We start from the raw sequence: 17629 nt of genomic DNA on the forward strand, positions 1-17629 counted from the left end.
TGCTGCCCCTGTGACGGATGCGCTGGGCGGCTGCCGTCCAGGTAGAAGCCAGGCCCCTGGTGGAGTGCCCCCTAGAGCAGGGTGAGCTGGGTCGGCTCGGCGGTCTCGGGCGGCGGGGACGGCACCACGGCCGCCGCCGTCCGCCGGGGCAGGCCCGGGCGGGTGGGGCCGATGCCGTACTCCTGGGCCAGTTCGTGCACCTGACGGGTGATCCGGCGCTGGTACCACTTCGGGGCGTAGGCGCCGTCCGCGTACAGGCGCTCGTAGCGGCCCACCAGATACGGGTGGTGCCGCGACAGCCAGGCCATGAACCACTCGCGGGCGCCGGGGCGCAGATGCAGCACCAGCGGTGTGACGGAGGTGGCGCCCGAGGCGGCTATCGCCCGCACGGTGGCGCGCAGCTGCTCCGGGCGGTCGCTGAGGAACGGGATGACCGGGGCCATCAGCACCCCGCAGCCGATGCCGTGCTCGGCCAGCGTCCGCACCACGTCCAGGCGCCGCTCCGGGGCGGGCGTGCCCGGCTCCACCGTGCGCCACAGCGTCTCGTCGGTGAAGCCGACCGAGACCGAGACGCCGACGTCGGTCACCTCGGCGGCCTGCCGCAGCAGCTGAAGGTCGCGCAGGATCAGCGTGCCCTTGGTGAGGATCGAGAACGGGTTGGCGTGGTCGCGCAGGGCGGCCAGGATGCCCGGCATCAGGCGGTAGCGGCCCTCGGCCCGCTGGTAGCAGTCCACATTGGTGCCCATCGCTATGTGGTCGCCGTTCCAGCGGCGCGAGGCGAGCTGCCGGCGCAGCAGCTCGGGTGCGTTCACCTTCACCACGATCTGGCTGTCGAAGCCATGGCCGGTGTCGAGGTCCAGATAGCTGTGCGTCTTGCGGGCGAAGCAGTACACGCACGCGTGCGTACAGCCCCGGTAGGGGTTGACCGTCCACTCGAAGGGCATGCGGGAGGCCCCCGGCACCCGGTTGATGATCGAGCGGGCCCGGATCTCGTGGAAGGTGATGCCGCGGAACTCCGGCGTGTCGAAGGTACGGGTCGTGACCGCCTCCGCCCCGAACAGCGCGGCGTCGGCCCGGCTGTGTTCGGAGTCCACGGTGAGGTTCTCCCAGCGCATGACGTCTCCTCGGTAGCACTGGCCCCCAGAATAGAACAAGTGTTCCCTTGATCGTGCGAGCGACAACTTCGGTCGCCCAACCGATCACTTCCGGACTCCCCGATTTGGGCGGCCGCCCGAGGGGGTGGTTGGCTTGCCCCGACCCCCGAGAAACCAGGTCCTGGAGGATTGCGATGGCGCAGGTCGAGTCCACTACGGAGCGGATCGTCGCGGCGGACGCGGAGACGGTGTTCGACGCGCTGGCCGACTACAGCGGCACCCGCGAGAAGCTGCTGCCCGAGCACTTCAGCGAGTACGAGGTCCGCGAGGGCGGCGACGGCGAGGGCACCCTCGTCCACTGGAAGCTCCAGGCCACCAGCAAGCGGGTCCGCGACTGTCTCATGGAGGTCACCGAGCCCAGCGACGGCGAGCTGGTCGAGAAGGACCGCAACTCCTCCATGGTCACCACCTGGCGCGTCACCCCCGCCGGCGAGGGCAGGAGCCGGGTCGTCGTCACCACCACCTGGAAGGGCGCCGGAGGCATCGGCGGCTTCTTCGAGAAGACCTTCGCCCCCAAGGGTCTCGGACGCATCTACGACGCGGTGCTCGCCCGGCTGGCCGCCGAGGTCGAGAAGTAGCCAAGGGGCAGGGGCTGCGACGGGCTGATGCCGGTCAGGAGCCCCAACGGGCTGACACGGAGGGGGCGTTGGCCCTCTCACCGGTTCGGGTGATCTCTTCGGCGAACAGGATTGTGCCGTAACTCGTCGTGCTTGCTCATAGTTGTCGCTTTTACGCGGGAATGGTGCGCAGCACGACGAGGGGAGCGGTACGTGGGCGGGATCACCCTGACGCGACAGGCGCCGGAGACGGCCGCCGTGGCCGAGGAGCAGCCGCCCCCGCCTCCGGCGGCCGGGCCGCGGCTCAGCCCGCGCCGGGTGCGGCTGGTCTTTCTCGCGCTGATGCTGGCGCTGCTGCTCGCCGCGCTGGAGCAGATGATCGTCGCCACCGCGCTGCCGAAGATCGTCGGCGATCTGCACGGCCTGGACAAGATGTCCTGGGCGATCACCGCCTATCTGCTCACCGCCACCATCGGACTGCCGATCTACGGCAAGCTCGGCGATCTGCTCGGCCGCAAGGGCGTCTTCCAGTTCGCGATCGTCGTCTTCGTCATCGGCTCCGCGCTCGCCGGACGGGCGGGGACCATGGACCAGCTGATCGCCTTCCGCGCCGTCCAGGGCGTCGGCGCGGGCGGCCTGATGATCGGCGTCCAGGCGATCATCGCGGACATCGTGCCCGCGCGGGAACGCGGCCGCTTCATGGGCCTGATCGGCGCCGCCTTCGGCCTGGCCTCCGTGGCCGGCCCGCTGCTCGGCGGCTACTTCACGGACTCACTGACCTGGCGCTGGTGCTTCTACATCAATGTGCCCTTCGGCCTCGTCACGCTCCTCGTGGTCGGGCTGGTGCTGAAGCTGCCCAAGCCCGCCGTCAGGCCCCGCCTCGACATCCTCGGCTGTCTGCTGCTGACCGCCGGCTCCACCTGTCTGCTGCTGCTCAGCGCCTGGGGCGGTACCGAGTACGCCTGGGACTCCCGCGTCATCCTCGGCCTCGCCGCGGGTGCCGTGGCCAGCGCGGTGCTCTTCCTGGTCGTCGAGCGGTTCGCCGTCGAGCCCCTGATGCCGCTCAGGCTGTTCAAGGACTCCGTCTTCAACGTCACCTCGCTGGTCGGCCTGGTGATCGGCGTCGGCCTGTTCGGCGCCGCCAGCTACCTGCCGACCTATCTGCAGATGGTCGACGGGGCCACGGCCACCGAATCCGGCCTGCTGATGCTGCCCATGATGGCCGGCATCGTCGTCGCCTCCGTCGTCACCGGACAACTCGTCAGCAGCAGCGGCCGCTACCGGATCCACCCCATCCTCGGCGCCGCCCTGTCCGTCGTCGGCATGTGGCTGCTGTCCCGGCTGGACACCGACACCCCGCGCCTGCACTACAGCATCTGGATGGCCGTCCTCGGCACCGGCATCGGGATGGTCGTGCCGGTGCTGATCCTCGCCGTGCAGAACTCCGTGCGCCCCGCCGACCTCGGCACGGCCACCAGCGCCAACAACTACTTCCGGCAGATCGGCGGATCGGTCGGCGCCGCCGTCTTCGGCACCGTCTTCGCGGACCGGCTCACCGACGCGCTCGCCGAGCGGCTGCCCGCCGACGCGGGCCACGGGCTGCCCGACCCGGAGTCGATCACCCCGCAGCTCGTCCACGCCCTGCCGCCCGAGCTGCGCGAGCCCTACATCCAGGCCTACGCCGACGCCATGCCGTGCATCTTCCTCCATCTGGTGCCGGTGCTCGTCCTCGGCCTGCTCATCGCCTTCTTCCTCAAGGAGAAACCACTGGTGTCCCACAACACCCCCCTCGCCGACCCGGCCCAGGAAGCACCGCACGCCCCGGCGGCCGTGCCGCCGGCCCGCACCCCGCACACCGGCGGCATCCCCGTCTGCGGCACCGTGCAGCACCCCGACGGCACGGTCGTACCGCGCGCGGCGCTCACCCTCATCGACGTCGCCGGGCAGCAGATCGGGCGGGGCGCCAGCGGCGAGGACGGGCGCTACGCGCTCGCCACGCCCGGATCCGGCGCCTACGTCCTGATCGCCGCCGCAGGTGGCCACCAGCCGCAGGCCGTCTCCGTCACCGTCGGCGAGCGGCCCGTGGAACTGGACGTCGTCCTCGGCGGCGCCGGACGCCTCGCCGGCACCGTCCTCACCGCCGACGGCACCCCCGTACGGGACGCCACCGTCACCCTCACCAACGTCCACGGCGAGGTCGTCGCCAGCACCCGCAGCGGCCGGGAGGGCGGCTACGTCATCACCGAGCTCGTCGCCGGCGAGTACACCCTCGCCGCGAGCGCGCCCGCCTTCCGGCCGGCCGCCCTCCCGGTCACCGTCCAGGCGGCGCGGGAGACCCGGCAGGACGTCGAACTCGCGGGCGGCGCGGTGCTGCGCGGCACCGTGCGGGCGGGCGGCGGGCGGCCCGTGGAGGACGCGCGGGTGACGCTGCTGGACGCGGCGGGCAATGTCGTCGACACCCTCACCACCGGCCCGGACGGCAGCTTCCGCTTCGTCGACCTCTCCTCGGGCGAGTACACGGTCATCGCGGCCGGCTACCCGCCGGTGGCGACGGTCCTGCAGGTCGCCAGGGGCGGCCGCACCGAACGGGACCTGCAGCTCGGCCACCAGGACTGAGGCCGGCCCCGGCCCCCGCGTACACCAGAACGCGCGCCGGTGCACCCGCCGGTGGGCAATTCGCGTATTGCCACACATCGCAACCGGCCGTGGCCGTACCGTGGTGACGGCGCTACAGATCTTGCCGAGCCGGGGGAGAGAGGGCCTGGGCCATGGACCGTGGCACCGAGCGGGAGGCACCTGCCAGCCACGCCGCCGGAGGGGAACCGGCAGCCGGCTTCAGCGGTGAGGGGCCGCCGGCCGGGCAGGCCGACGCGGGCCGGATCCCGCTCGCCGTCGTGGTGGTGGACCGGGAGGGGCTGGTCTCCCACTGGAGCACCGGCGCGCGGCGGCTGTTCGGGATCGCCAAACAGGACGCGATCGGCAGGCCCGCCGTGGATCTGCTGCCCGTCTCGGGCGCGCTGCCCGAGGAGCCGCGCGAGGCGTCCTCCGACGAGGAGTACGCCGCCTACGACGGTCTCGGCCCCGACCTCGAGGCATCCCTGGACCAGGGCCTGTCCTACCCGGCCGCGGGCCGCGCCCGCCTCGCCGTGCCGGGGCCCGGCCGGGCCGACGTGCTCTGGTGGGCGTACCCGCTGGTGGGGCCGGGGCCGGAGCGGCTGCTGGTGCTGGCAGCGGACGCACACGCGGTGCGCGGGGAGGACACGGGGGCGTTCGAGCGGATCGCCCCCGGTTTCGCTCTGCACACCGACTTCCCCGGCTCCGAGGACCTCGCCCGCCGGCTGCCCGAGATCCTGCCCAGCATGAGCGTCGGCGACAGCGCGCGGATCGTCGCCCAGGTGCTGGAACTCGGCTACCCGATCCTGGAGTTCAGCCAGAACGACCGGGTGCCCGTCACCCCCGACTGGGGCGTGCCCCGGCGGGCCGAGCGCAAGGCGCGGCGGGAGCGGGCGGCCCGGGCACGGGCCGCCGGCCGGCCGGTGCCGGAGGAACTGGCCGACGCCGAGGACGAGGACCTCGAGTACGCGGCCGTCCGCGAACGCCTCGAATTCCTCAACGAGGTCAGCTCCCGCATCGGCAGCTCCCTCGACCTGTCGCAGACCATCGTCGAGGTGAGCAAGGCCGTCGTGCCCCGCTTCACCGACGTCGCCGGCACCTACCTGCGCGAACAGGTCGTCGCCGGTGAGGGATTCGACGAGGGCGTGCCGGACACCACCACCATGTGGCACCGGGTCGCCGTCGAGCACACCGACGAACCGGGCCGCTGGGACGACGTGGTGCCCGTCGGCGAGGCGATGCCGTTCCCCGCGCACACGCCGTTCTTCCAGTGCATGACCACCGGCGAGCCCGTGCTGGTGCCGCGCATCACCGAGGAGATGGGCCACGCCATCGCCTCCCAGTTCGAGAAGCGCGACATCCGGCCGCTGATCACCGGACGGTCCATGCTGGTCGTGCCGCTCAAGGCGCGCAACGTGGTGCTCGGCTTCATGATCCTGCTGCGCCACCCGGAGCGGCCGGTCTTCAACGACATGGACCGCGTCACCGGCGCCGAACTCGCCGCCCGCGCCGGTCTTGTGCTGGACAACGCGCGGATGTACACGCACCAGGAGAACGTCGCCGAGACGCTCCAGGACAGCATGCTGCCGCACATCCCGCCGCACCGGGCCGGCTGCGACATCGCCACCCGCTATCTGCCGGGCACCCTGCTCGGCCGGGTCGGCGGCGACTGGTTCGACTCGGTGAAGCTGCCCGGCGCCCGCAGCGGGTTCGTCGTCGGCGACGTCATGGGCCACGGGCTCAACTCCGCCGCCATGATGGGCCAGTTGCGCACCGCCGTGCAGACCATGGCCGGACTCGACCTGCCGCCGGCCCAGCTGCTGCGCAACCTCGACGACCTCGCCCAGCGCCTCGGCGACAGCTATCTCGCGACCTGCCTGTACGCCGTCTACGACCCCATCGCGGGCGAGCTGCAGCTCGCCAACGCGGGGCACATCCCGCCCGTCCTGGTGCGCGCCGCGGACGGGCGCAGTGAGCTGCTTGAGCTGCCCACCGGCGCGCCCATCGGGGTCGGCGGGGTGCCCTTCGAGGAGGTCCGGGTGCCCGTGGAGCCCGGCGACCGGCTGGTGATGTGCACCGACGGGCTGGTCGAGGTGCGCGGCGAGGACATCGGCGTCGGGCTGGCCACGCTGTGCGAGTCCGCCGCCCACCCGGCCGCCTCCATGGACGACGCCTGCGACACCATCATCCGCGCGCTCAACACGCGCGGCGGCCGCAAGGACGACGTGGCGCTGCTGATGGCGCGGCTCCGCGGCATCGAGCCGGAGGACGTCGCCGAGTGGCGGCTCGCCCTCGACCCCGTGGAGGTCGGCCGCGCCCGCGCCGTGGTCCGGGAGCAGCTGCACCAGTGGTCCCTGAGCGGGCTCGCCGACCACGCCGAGCTGATGGCGGACGAGCTGGTCACCAACGCCGTGCGGCACTCCCACGCACGGCCCGTGGCGCTGCGGCTGGTGCGCGCGGACACCCTGCTGTGCGAGGTGGAGGACGACGACCACGAACTGCCCACGCTGATCAGCGCCCGCCCGACGGACGAGAAGGGGCGCGGGCTCCGGGTGGTCAGCACGCTGGCGAGGGAGTGGGGCGCGAGCCGCACCAAGACGGGCAAGACGGTGTGGTTCGAGCTGACCCTGCCCCGGCGCCGGTGAATCCGGACTGAATCCAGGCCTGCTGGAACGCTGATCCCTGTCCCGCATTCAGGCCTGCTGGAACGCTGATCCCTGTCCCGTTTTCAGGCCTGCTGGAACGCTGATCCCTGTCCCGCATTCGGACCTGCTGGAACGCTGATCCCTGCCCAGGTGACGCCGGTTGCCGTCGGCGCTCCCGGCGGCCGTTCTCAGGGGGCGCGACGGCGCAGGCGCAGGCGTGCGGCTTGTGAAGGTGCGCGCCGTGTGGTTGTCCGGGGGCGCTGCGAGCGGTAGACCGTACTGGCCCGTCGGTTGGTTCAATCCGCAACGCACTCTGGGGAGTTGGGCATGAGCGTGACCAGTCGGTACCGGGAGGCCTGGGAGGGCTTCTGGCGTGAGGCGCCGGACGAGCAGGGAGCCGTGTTCTGGGACGCGGAGCCCGCCCTGACCGTCGCCCGGCATCTCGCCCTGTTCGAACCGCACCTGACCGAGCCCGGCCTGCCCCTGGTGGACCTCGGCTGCGGCAACGGCACCCAGACCCGGTTCCTCGCCGGCCGCTTCGGGCAGGTGCTGGGCGCCGACCTCTCCGCCGCCGCCCTGGACCACGCCCGCGCCGCCGACCCGGAGGGACGGGCCGCCTACCGGGAGCTGGACGCCTCCGACAAGAGCGCCGCGCAGACGCTGCACGCCGAGCTGGGCGACGCCAACATCTACATGCGGGGCGTGCTGCACCAGTGCGAACCGGACGACCGGCGGCCGCTGGCCGAGACCATAGCCACCATGCTCGGTGGCCGGGGCCGCGCCTTCATAGTGGAGCCCTCCCAGGCGGCGGGAGCGATCCTGAAGGAGCTGGCCACCTCGCCCTCCGGCCCGCCGCGCAAGCTCGCCCCGGTGCTGCGGCACGGCATCGCGCCCGGTGCCGTCTCCGACGAGGCGGTGCCCGGGATCCTCACCGAGGCCGGACTGACCGTCCTGACGAGCGGCACCCTGCCCCTGGTCACCACCGAGCACACCCCCGACGGCACGCGCATCGAGCTGCCCTCGGTCTGGTACGTGGTGGGACGCGCCGGATAGTCCCAGGTCGGCGAGCCCGAGCACCGGCGTTCCCGCGCCGGCGGCCGACCGGCATTGGTCTTGGCCGGTGAGAGTTTTCCACAGCCCTGGCAGCGCTTCGGGCGCAGCACGTAGCGTGGGCCGCATGAAGATCCTCATCAGCGCCGACATGGAGGGCGCCACCGGCGTCACCTGGCCGGCCGACGTGCTGCCGGGGACGCCGCAGTGGGAGCGCTGCCGCTCCATGTTCACCTCGGACGTCAACGCCGCCGTGCTGGGCTTCCTGGACGGCGGCGCGGACGAGGTGCTGATCAACGAGGCACACTGGACCATGCGCAATCTGCTGCTCGAGCAGCTCGACGAGCGGGCGCAGATGCTCACCGGCCGGCACAAGTCGCTGTCCATGGTCGAGGGCGTGCAGCACGGCGACGTGGACGGGGTCGCCTTCGTCGGCTATCACGCGGGCGCCGGCATGGAGGGCGTCCTCGCCCACACCTACCTGGCCAACTCCATCACCGGGGTGTGGCTCAACGACGTACGGGCCAGCGAGGGGCTGCTCAACGCCGCCGTGGCCGCCGAGTACGGGGTGCCCGTGGTGCTGGTCACCGGCGACGACGTGGCCTGCGAGGACGCGCTCGGATACGCGCCGGAGGCGCTGAAGGTCGCGGTCAAGGACCATGTGTCGCGCTACGCGGCCGTCTGCCGCACCCCGGCGCGCACGGCCGCCGACATCCGGGCGGCGGCGAAGCAGGCCGCCGCCCTGGCGGTGCGTCACGAACCGGTGGACGCAGGGCCGTTCACCGTGGCCGTGGAGTTCGACGCCGAGCATCTGGCGATGGCCGCCACCGTCGTGCCGGGTGTGTCGCGGATCGGGGAGCGGAAGGTGGCGTACACCAGCGGGACCATGTACGAGGGCATCCGCACGTTCAAGGCGGTCACCACGATCGTCTCGGCGGCGGTGGAGGAGCAGTATGGCTGACGCACTGTCGCTGGACGAGGTCGTGACCTTCACGTCGGATCTCATCCGGATCGACACCACCAACCGCGGTGGCGGGGACTGCCGGGAGCGGCCCGCCGCCGAGTACGCCGCCGCCCGGCTCGCCGAGGCAGGCCTGGAGCCGGTGCTCCTCGAGCGCACCGAGGGCCGCACCAACGTGGTCGCCCGCGTCGAGGGAAGCGACCCCTTTGCCGACGCGCTGCTGGTGCACGGGCATCTGGACGTCGTACCGGCCGAGGCCGCCGACTGGAGCGTGCACCCGTTCTCCGGCGAGGTGCGCGACGGCGTGGTCTGGGGCCGGGGCGCCGTCGACATGAAGAACATGGACGCGATGATCCTCGCCGTGGTGCGGGCCTGGGCCCGTGCCGGCGTGCGGCCCCGCCGGGACATCGTGATCGCCTTCACCGCCGACGAGGAGGCCAGCGCCGAGGACGGCTCCGGCTTCCTCGCCGACCAGCACCCCGAGCTGTTCGAGGGCTGCACCGAGGGCGTCAGCGAGTCGGGCGCCTTCACCTTCCACGACGACCAGGGCCGGCAGCTCTACCCGGTCGCGGCCGGTGAGCGCGGCACCGCCTGGCTGAAGCTCACCGCACGCGGACGCGCCGGACACGGCTCCAAGGTCAACGGGGAGAACGCGATCACCCGGCTCGCCGCCGCCGTCACGCGTATCGGCGAGCACCGCTGGCCGCTGCGGCTCACCCCGGTCGTCCGCGCCGCCCTCACCGAACTCGCCGCGCTCCAGGGCATGGAGCCCGACCTGTCCGACGCCGACGCGCTGCTGGACAAGCTGGGCACCGCCGCCCGGCTCGTCGAGGCGACGGTCCGCAACAGCGCCAACCCGACCATGCTGGACGCCGGTTACAAGATCAATGTGATCCCGGGGCAGGCCGTGGCGTACGTGGACGGCCGGTATCTGCCCGGTCACGAGGACGAGTTCCGCGCCACGCTGGACCGGCTCACCGGGCCGGACGTCGACTGGGAGTTCGAGCACCGCGAGGTGGCCCTCCAGGCGCCGCTCGACTCGCCGACGTATGCGCGGATGCGGGCCGCCGTCGAGGAGTTCGCGCCCGAGGGCCATGTGGTGCCGTACTGCATGTCGGGCGGCACCGACGCCAAGCAGTTCTCCCGGCTCGGCATCACCGGCTACGGATTCGCGCCGCTGAAGCTGCCGCCGGACCTCGACTACCAGGCGCTCTTCCACGGCGTCGACGAGCGTGTCCCCGTCGAGGCGCTGCACTTCGGGGTGCGGGTCCTCGACCGATTCCTGAGGACGGCCTGATGAGTGTGTCGCAGACGGTACGGACCCTGAGCCACGGTTCCTGGCCCTCGCCCGTGGACGCGGCGCTCGCCGCCTCGCACGACGGCAGCCCCGAGTTCGCCGGGTTCGTCGGCGACGAGGTGTGGTGGACCGAGCCCCGGCCCGCCGAGCAGGGGCGGCGCGCCCTGGTGCGGCGGCACGCGGACGGCACCGAGGAGTCGGTGCTGCCGCCGCCGTGGAACGTGCGCAGCCGGGTCATGGAGTACGGCGGCGCCCCCTGGGCCGGGACGGTGCACGACGGCCGTCCGCTGGTGGTCTTCGCCCACTTCGCCGACCAGCGCCTCTACCGCTTCGAGCCCGGCGGTGAGCCGCGCCCGCTCACCCCGGTCTCCGCGTCCCCGGCCGGTCCGCGGCTGCGCTGGGCCGAGCCGCTGCTGCTGCCGGACCGGGGCGAGGTGTGGTGCGTCCTCGAGGAATACACCGGCGACGAGCCCGACGACGTGCGCCGGGTCATTGCCGCCGTCCCCCTGGACGGCTCGGCCGCCGAGGACCGGGCCGCCGTGCGGGAACTCACCGACGACCGGCACCGCTTCGTCAGCGGGCCCCGGCTCTCACCGGACGGGCGGCGCGCCGCCTGGCTGGCCTGGGACCACCCGCGCATGCCGTGGGACGGCACCGAGCTTCTCCTCGCCGACGTCGGCCCCGACGGCACCCTGGGCGAACCGCGCACCGTGGCCGGCGGCCCCACCGAGTCCATCCCCCAGGTCGACTGGACCCCCGACGGGCGGCTGCTGTACGTCAGCGACCGCACCGGCTGGTGGAACCTCTACCGGGACGGCGAGCCCCTCTGCCCGCGCGAGGAGGAGTTCGGCGGGCCGCTGTGGCGGCTGGGCTTGCGCTGGTTCGCGCCGCTGGAGGAGGGGCTGATCGCCGTCGTCCACGGCCGGGGCGCCACCCGGCTCGGCATACTCGACCCCGAGACCGGCGAGGTCGTCGACGCCGCCGGGCCCTGGACCGAGTTCTCCCCGACGCTCGCCGTGCTCGGCGAGCGGATCGTGTCCGTCGGCGCCGGCCCGTACAACTCCCCCGAGGTGGTGGAGCTGGACGCCAGGACCGGTCGCGCCCGGGTGATCGGCTGCGAGCACCGCGACGCCGTGGACCCGGCCTACTACCCCGAGCCGGTCAGCCGCACCTTCACCGGCCCGGGCGGCCGGGAGATCCACGCGCACGTCTACCCGCCCCGCAATCCCGCCTGCACGGCCCCCGAGGGGGAGCTGCCGCCGTACGTCATCTGGGCGCACGGCGGGCCCACCGGCCGGGTGCCGCTGGTGCTCGACCTGGAGATCGCCTACTTCACCTCGCGCGGCATCGGCGTCGCCGAGGTCGACTACGGCGGCTCCACCGGGTACGGGCGCGCCTACCGCGAACGGCTGCGCGAGCAGTGGGGCGTCGTCGACGTCGAGGACTGCGCGGCCGTCGCCCGGGCCCTCGCCGAGGAGGGCACCGCAGACCCCGCCCGCCTCGCGATCCGCGGCGGCAGCGCCGGCGGCTGGACCACCGCCGCCTCGCTCACCACCACCGGCGTCTACGCCTGCGGCACCATCCTCTACCCGGTGCTCGACCTGGCCGGCTGGGGCCCGGGCGAGACCCACGACTTCGAGTCCCGGTACCTGGAGAGCCTGATCGGCCCCCGCGCCGAGGTGCCCGAGCGGTACACCGAGCGCTCGCCGCTCACCCACGCCGACCGGCTCACCGCGCCCTTCCTGCTGCTGCAGGGCCTGGACGACGTGATCTGCCCTCCCGTGCAGTGCGAGCGCTTCCTCGCCCGCCTGAAGGGACGCGGAGTCCCGCACGCCTACCTCACGTTCGAGGGGGAGGGGCACGGATTCCGCCGCGCCGACACCATGGTGCGCGCCCTGGAGGCGGAACTGTCCCTCTACGCCCAGGTCTTCGGGCTCGAACCCGAAGGCGTGCCGCCCCTGGAGCTGACCCGGTGAACCGCCTCGAACCCCTGACGCGTCCGCCCCGGCTCGCCCTCGGCGCACGGGTGGCCGTGGTCGCACCCAGCGGGCCCATTCCCGAGGAGCGGCTGCAGAACGGTCTTGACGTGCTGCGCGGCTGGGACCTCGACCCGGTGGTGGCGCCCCATGTCCTGGACCGGCACGGCGACTTCGGCTATCTGGCGGGCAGCGACGCCGACCGGGCCGCCGACCTCCAGTCGGCCTGGTGCGATCCGTCCGTGGCCGCGGTGATCTGCGCCCGCGGCGGCTATGGCGCCCAGCGCATCGTCGACCTGCTCGACTGGACGGCGATGCGGGCGGCCGGGCCCAAGGTGTTGGTCGGCTTCAGCGACATCACCGCGCTGCACGAGGCGTTCGCCACCCGTCTCGGCCTGGTCACCCTGCACGGGCCGATGGCGGCCGGCGCCGACTTCGTCAAGAGCGCCCGCGCGCAGGAGCACCTGCGGGCCACCCTGTTCGCCCCCGAGACGGTCCGCACCCTCACCTCCTCGGGCGGCGCGCTGATCCCCGGCCGGGCCCGCGGTGTCACCCTCGGCGGCTGCCTGAGCATGCTCGCCGCCGAACTCGGCACCCCGCACGCCAGACCCACCGCCCGCGGCGGGCTGCTGTGCCTGGAGGACGTGGGGGAGGAGACCTACCGCATCGACCGCTACCTCACCCAGCTGCTCCGGTCCGGCCTGCTCGACGGCGTCTCCGGCGTACTGCTCGGCTCCTGGGCGGAGTGCGAACCGTACGACGGGCTGCGGGCGCTGCTCGCCGACCGGCTCGGCGGGCTCGGCGTGCCCGTGGCGGAGCAGTTCGGCTTTGGTCACTGCGAGGACGCGCTCACCGTCCCCCTCGGGGTCATGGCCGAACTGGACACCGAGGCGGGCACGCTGACCCTGGACGAACCGGCGCTGAGCTGAACGGCCCCCCTCCGGGGGCCGTCATAGGGTGACAGGATGCCGCACGACATCTCCCGCTACCTCGCCGAGGGCCCCCGGGTGGGGATACGCCACGTCACCTACGCGGACGGCCCGGAGTTCACCGCCCGGGTCCGGGAGAGCAAGGACCTGCACCATCCCTGGCTGTTCCCGCCCGACACCGCCGCCGCCTACTCCGCGTACGCCGGGCGGCTGATCCAGGACCCGGCGAAGGCCGGCTTCCTGGTCTGCGAGAAGGCGGCCGGCGGCGCGATCGCCGGCTTCATCAACATCAACAACATCGTCCACGGCGCCTTCCGCAGCGGCGCGCTCGGCTACGGCGCCTTCGCCCACGCCGCCGGGCGGGGGCTGATGCGCGAGGCACTCGGCCTCGTGATCCGCCATGCCTTCGGGCCGATGGGGCTGCACCGCCTGGAGATCAACGTCCAGCCCGCCAACACCGCCTCGATCGCGCTGGCCCGCGCGTGCGGATTCCGCCTGGAGGGTTACTCGCCCAACATGCTCTACATCGACGGAGCCTGGCGCGACCACGAACGCTGGGCCATCACCAAGGAGATGCTGCGCCCGCCCGGGAACACAGATCTGACGGATCGTTGAATCACGTCCCGACAGATCGTTGAATCCAAAACACCTCGTCGGCGAGGATGATCACATGCGGAACATCGTCGTGATCGACGCCCCCAGCAACCTGGGACTGCGCCCGCCCGCCCCGGGCACCGTCCCCGGCTGCTACAAGCTCGCCGGCGCGCTGCGCGAACAGCGCATCGTGCAGCGGCTCGGCGCGCTGGAGGGCGGGGTGGTGGTGCCGCCGCGCTACGACCGGGGCGACTGGCAGGAGGGCGACGGCGTCTTCAACGCGGCCGCCCTCGCCTCCTACACCCGCAAGCTCGCCGACCGCGTCGAACACCATGTGCGCGCCGGGGACCTTCCCGTCGTCCTCGGCGGCGACTGCTCCATCCAGCTCGGCGCCTCGCTCGCCCTGCGCCGCATCGGACGCTACGGCCTGGTCGCGGTGGACGCCTCGCCCGACTTCCGCCACCCCGGCAACTCCGAGCACGTCGGTGCCGCCGGCGGCGAGGAGGTCGCCCTGGCCACCGGGCGCGGCCAGCAGGACCTCACCGACCTGGAGGGGCTGCGGCCCTACCTCCGCGACGAGGACGTCCGGTTCTTCGGTGTACGTGACTACTTCGAGGACGAACGCGCCGAACTGGCCGCCCTGAAGATCCCCGTCGTCACCGTCGGCGACCTGCGCCGCTGGGGCGCCGCCGACCTGGCCCGGGGCGCCGCCCGCTCCTTCGAAGCGCCCGGTCTCGACGGCTACTGGGTGCACCTGGACGCCGATGTCCTCGACCCGGCCGTCATGCCCGCCGTCGACAGCCCGGACCCGGACGGCCTGCAGCCCGGTGAACTCGTCGCACTCCTGCGGCCGTTGTTCGACTCGCCGCGCTGCGCGGGCCTCACCGTCACCATCTACGACCCCGACCTCGACCCCGACGCCACCGCGGCGGCCCTCCTCACCGACACCGTCGTCTCCGCCTTCGCCCCCTCCTGACCCGAGACGCCGGCGAAGCCGAGCCAGCTCACCGCCGTCGATCCACGTACTCGTAGACCATCCCGTCCGGATGACGGACGATCAGATTGCGCCCGCCCGGAGTCGGAACCGGCCCGGCGACGACCTCGGCGCCCAGCTCCACCAGAGTCTTGTGGGCCTCCTCGACGTCCGTGACCGCGATCGTCGCCGCGACCTTGCGCAGCAGGTCCAGCTGGGATCTGGGCCCGCTCATCAGCAGGAAGCAGCCCACCGCCGCCACCTGCACACCGCCCCGCTCGAACCGCAGGGCCGCGGTGCCCGCCAGCCGCTCGTAGAAGGGGATCGCGGCCTCGAGGTCGTCGACGTAGACGCGCAGTGTGGCACCCAGAATCTCCATGCGCACGAGCCTAGTTGTGCGGTGGCCGGGCCGTGGTGCCGTCTCCGGCGATCTCCACAGCACACCCCCGGCGGCGTTACGCCGCCCCGCCCGACGGGTACCCGGCCGCAATGCAACGCTCCGAACACCTCCAGCACTTGGACAAACACCTGGTCGACGAGCTGACCCAGGTCGCCCGCGAGACCGTACGGGACGAACTGCGCACCCAGGCCCGCGCCCAGCGCCGCAAGGCCGCGCTCTACGCCGCGTCCGGCGCCGCCGCCCTCTACGCCGGAGCGGCCGTCGCCCTCACCGTGGGCCTGGCCCTCGCCCTCGTCCTCCCCGCCTGGGCCGCAGCCCTGATCACCGCCGCCCTCCTGGTCGGCGCCGCGTACGCCCTGCGCAACGCGGCCCGGCCTGGCACTCCGGGAGCCCCTGGAGCGAGCGGCAGCCCCGACAGGGCCACGGCGAAGGCAGCCCTGGCCCAGGCTTCGGCCCCACCCCCGCCCAAGGTCCCGCCGGTCCCGACCGCCCCGCCCACGACCGATGTCCTGCCGCCGCGCTCCGACGAGGGCCAGTGGTCGGAGATCCACAGGTGCTGGAAGCCCGCCTGCTCGGCCATCCGGGCCTGCTCGATCAGTTCCGCCGGGCCGTACTGCTCGCTCGAGAGGAAGTAGCCGTACTCGGGCATCGGGGCCTCCGCGACGTGGGCGGTCGGTGTCCGGAACCGGGTACCCGGGGGCCATGACGGCAACCGGGAGACGTTTGACCGCCCCGGCCAGGGGGACGCGGACATCTCCCGACGTCCACGACAGCGCCGGAGGCGAACCGTGAGTCGACCCCGCATTGTGATCGTCGGTGCCGGCTTCGCCGGGTACCGGACGGCCCGCAGCCTGGCCCGGCGGGCCCGGGGACGAGCCGACATCACCCTGCTGAACCCGACCGACTACTTCCTGTATCTGCCGCTGCTGCCCCAGGTGGCCGCCGGCATCCTCGAACCGCGCCGGGTCACCATCTCGCTCGCCGGCACCCTGCCGCACGTGCGGCAGGTGCTGGGGGAGGCCGACGCCATCGACCTCGACGCGCGCACGGTGCACTACACCGACGCCGAGGGCGAGAGCGGCACCCTCGCCTACGACCGGCTGGTGGTGGCCGCCGGCAGCGTCAACAAACTGCTGCCCATCCCGGGCGTCGCCGAGCACGCGCACGGCTTCCGCGGGCTGCCGGAGGCGCTGTACCTGCGGGACCACGTGACCCGGCAGATGGAGCTGGCGGCCTCCGCCGGCGACCCCAAGAGCTCCGCCGCGCGCTGCACCTTCGTGGTGGTCGGCGCCGGCTACACCGGCACCGAGGTCGCCGCGCACGGGCATCTGTTCACCGAGGCACAGGTACGCAAGCATCCGCTGCGCTCCGGTCTGCGGCCGCGCTGGCTGCTGCTGGACATCGCCGACCGGGTACTGCCCGAGCTGGACGAGCGGCTCTCGCGCACCGCCGACCGGGTGCTGCGCGAGCGGGGCGTGGACGTACGGATGGGCACCTCGGTGAAGGAGGCGACCCACGAGGGGGTGCTGCTCACCGACGGCGAGTTCGTCGACACCCGCACGCTGGTGTGGTGCGTGGGCGTGCGGCCCGATCCGCTGGCCGAGGCCCTCGGCCTGCCCCTGGAACGCGGGCGGGTGCTGGTCGACCCGCACCTGCAGGTGCCGGGGCGGCCCGAGGTGTTCGCCTGCGGCGACGCCGCCGCGGTGCCGGACCTGGAGCGGCCGGGGAAGTACACGCCGCCGACCGCGCAGCACGCCTGGCGGCAGGGCAAGGTGTGCGCCCACAACATCGCCGCGTCCTTCGGTGACGGGAAGCGGCGCGCCTACCGGCACAAGGACATCGGGTTCGTGGTGGACCTCGGCGGGGTGAAGGCCGCGGCCAATCCGCTCGGCGTTCCTCTGTCCGGGGTGGCGGCGGGTGTGGTCACCCGCGGCTACCACCTCGCGGCGATGCCGGGCAACCGGGTGAGGGTCGCCGCGGACTGGCTGCTGGACGCCGTACTGCCGCGCCAGGCGGTGCAGTTGGGGCTCGTACGGTCCTGGTCCGTGCCACTGGACACGGCGTCCCCGGAGCTGGCCCGCGTGCCCGGCGGCCCGCCGCGGGACGGTGACGCGGGTGGCGGGTCCGGGAAGGCCAAGGCGTCGAGGAGCGGGTCCGGCCAGGAGCCCGCGAAGAACCAGCCGGGTGGCGAGCCTGCGAAGAACCAGCCGGGTGGCGAGCCTGCGAAGAACCAGCCGGGCGGTGAGCCTGCGAAGAATCAGCCCGGTGGGGAGCCCGCGAAGAACCAGCCCGGTGGTGAGCCCGCCAAGAATCAGCCGGGCCCCCGGCCGTCCTCCGGTGAGGCGCTGGACGAACCGCACCCCGCGCCCGGCCCCGTCAGGCGCACCGACCTTCCGTGACCCGAACCGACCCGATCAGACCCGCCCCGACCCGACCAGATTAGACCGACGGGGCCGCGACCCGCCCCCGCCCGCCGCATC

At 73.1% G+C, this 17629-nt stretch carries 14 protein-coding genes; 12 read left to right on the forward strand and 2 right to left on the reverse strand.

The annotated features are described in order from the left end of the window. Positions 1-71: 71 nt before the first annotated feature. A complete protein-coding gene (locus tag ABD207_RS18590; protein WP_344014225.1) occupies positions 72-1115 on the reverse strand; it encodes an Rv2578c family radical SAM protein in 1044 nt (347 codons plus the stop codon). Positions 1116-1288: 173 nt separating this feature from the next. On the opposite strand from ABD207_RS18590, the gene ABD207_RS18595 reads away from it, so the two are divergent. From ABD207_RS18595 to ABD207_RS18640, 10 genes are all read left to right on the forward strand, one after another. Next, positions 1289-1732: an SRPBCC family protein gene (locus ABD207_RS18595; RefSeq protein WP_344014226.1), complete on the forward strand. Its 444-nt coding sequence runs from the start codon at positions 1289-1291 to the stop codon at positions 1730-1732. Between the two features lie 192 nt (positions 1733-1924). Beyond that, the gene (locus ABD207_RS18600; protein WP_344014227.1) at positions 1925-4327 is read left to right on the forward strand and encodes an MFS transporter; all 2403 of its coding nucleotides are present in this window, start codon (positions 1925-1927) and stop codon (positions 4325-4327) included. Positions 4328-4479: 152 nt separating this feature from the next. After that, on the forward strand, positions 4480-6969 hold the full coding sequence (locus tag ABD207_RS18605; RefSeq protein ID WP_344014228.1) for a SpoIIE family protein phosphatase: 2490 nt from the start codon (positions 4480-4482) through the stop codon (positions 6967-6969). Between the two features lie 327 nt (positions 6970-7296). Then, a complete protein-coding gene (locus ABD207_RS18610) occupies positions 7297-8022 on the forward strand; it encodes a methyltransferase domain-containing protein (RefSeq protein ID WP_344014229.1) in 726 nt (241 codons plus the stop codon). Between the two features lie 124 nt (positions 8023-8146). Further along, positions 8147-8980 (forward strand): M55 family metallopeptidase, encoded by an 834-nt coding sequence (locus ABD207_RS18615; protein WP_344014230.1) that lies wholly within the window; start codon positions 8147-8149, stop codon positions 8978-8980. Continuing rightward, on the forward strand, positions 8973-10277 hold the full coding sequence (locus ABD207_RS18620) for a M20/M25/M40 family metallo-hydrolase (protein WP_344014231.1): 1305 nt from the start codon (positions 8973-8975) through the stop codon (positions 10275-10277). The genes ABD207_RS18615 and ABD207_RS18620 overlap by 8 nt, the downstream gene beginning before the upstream one ends. Then, entirely contained in the window at positions 10277-12253 is a 1977-nt protein-coding gene (locus ABD207_RS18625) for a dipeptidyl-peptidase 5 (protein ID WP_344014232.1), read from the forward strand. Before ABD207_RS18620 ends, ABD207_RS18625 begins: the two co-directional genes overlap by 1 nt. Further along, positions 12250-13182, forward strand: coding sequence for a S66 peptidase family protein (locus ABD207_RS18630; RefSeq protein WP_344014233.1), 933 nt, complete (start codon positions 12250-12252; stop codon positions 13180-13182). The genes ABD207_RS18625 and ABD207_RS18630 overlap by 4 nt, the downstream gene beginning before the upstream one ends. Positions 13183-13218: 36 nt before the next feature. Further along, positions 13219-13797 carry a GNAT family N-acetyltransferase gene (locus ABD207_RS18635; protein ID WP_344014234.1) on the forward strand — a complete coding sequence of 193 codons (579 nt, stop codon included), beginning with the start codon at positions 13219-13221 and terminating at the stop codon, positions 13795-13797. A 55-nt stretch (positions 13798-13852) separates the two neighbouring features. Beyond that, the gene (locus ABD207_RS18640) at positions 13853-14752 is read left to right on the forward strand and encodes an arginase family protein (protein ID WP_344014235.1); all 900 of its coding nucleotides are present in this window, start codon (positions 13853-13855) and stop codon (positions 14750-14752) included. 28 nt (positions 14753-14780) lie between these two features. Here the strand turns inward: ABD207_RS18640 and ABD207_RS18645 are convergent, their stop codons facing one another. Further along, positions 14781-15128, reverse strand: a complete 348-nt coding sequence (locus ABD207_RS18645) for a VOC family protein (protein WP_344014236.1) — start codon at positions 15126-15128, stop codon at positions 14781-14783. Positions 15129-15238: 110 nt separating this feature from the next. Between ABD207_RS18645 and ABD207_RS18650 the strand changes: the two genes are divergently transcribed. Beyond that, positions 15239-15784, forward strand: a complete 546-nt coding sequence (locus ABD207_RS18650) for a phage holin family protein (protein WP_344014237.1) — start codon at positions 15239-15241, stop codon at positions 15782-15784. A 153-nt stretch (positions 15785-15937) separates the two neighbouring features. Further along, entirely contained in the window at positions 15938-17548 is a 1611-nt protein-coding gene (locus tag ABD207_RS18655) for an NAD(P)/FAD-dependent oxidoreductase (protein ID WP_344014238.1), read from the forward strand. The last annotated feature ends 81 nt before the right edge of the window (positions 17549-17629 follow it).

Source organism: Streptomyces thermospinosisporus (assembly GCF_039526425.1).
GTDB lineage: Bacteria > Actinomycetota > Actinomycetes > Streptomycetales > Streptomycetaceae > Streptomyces > Streptomyces thermocarboxydovorans.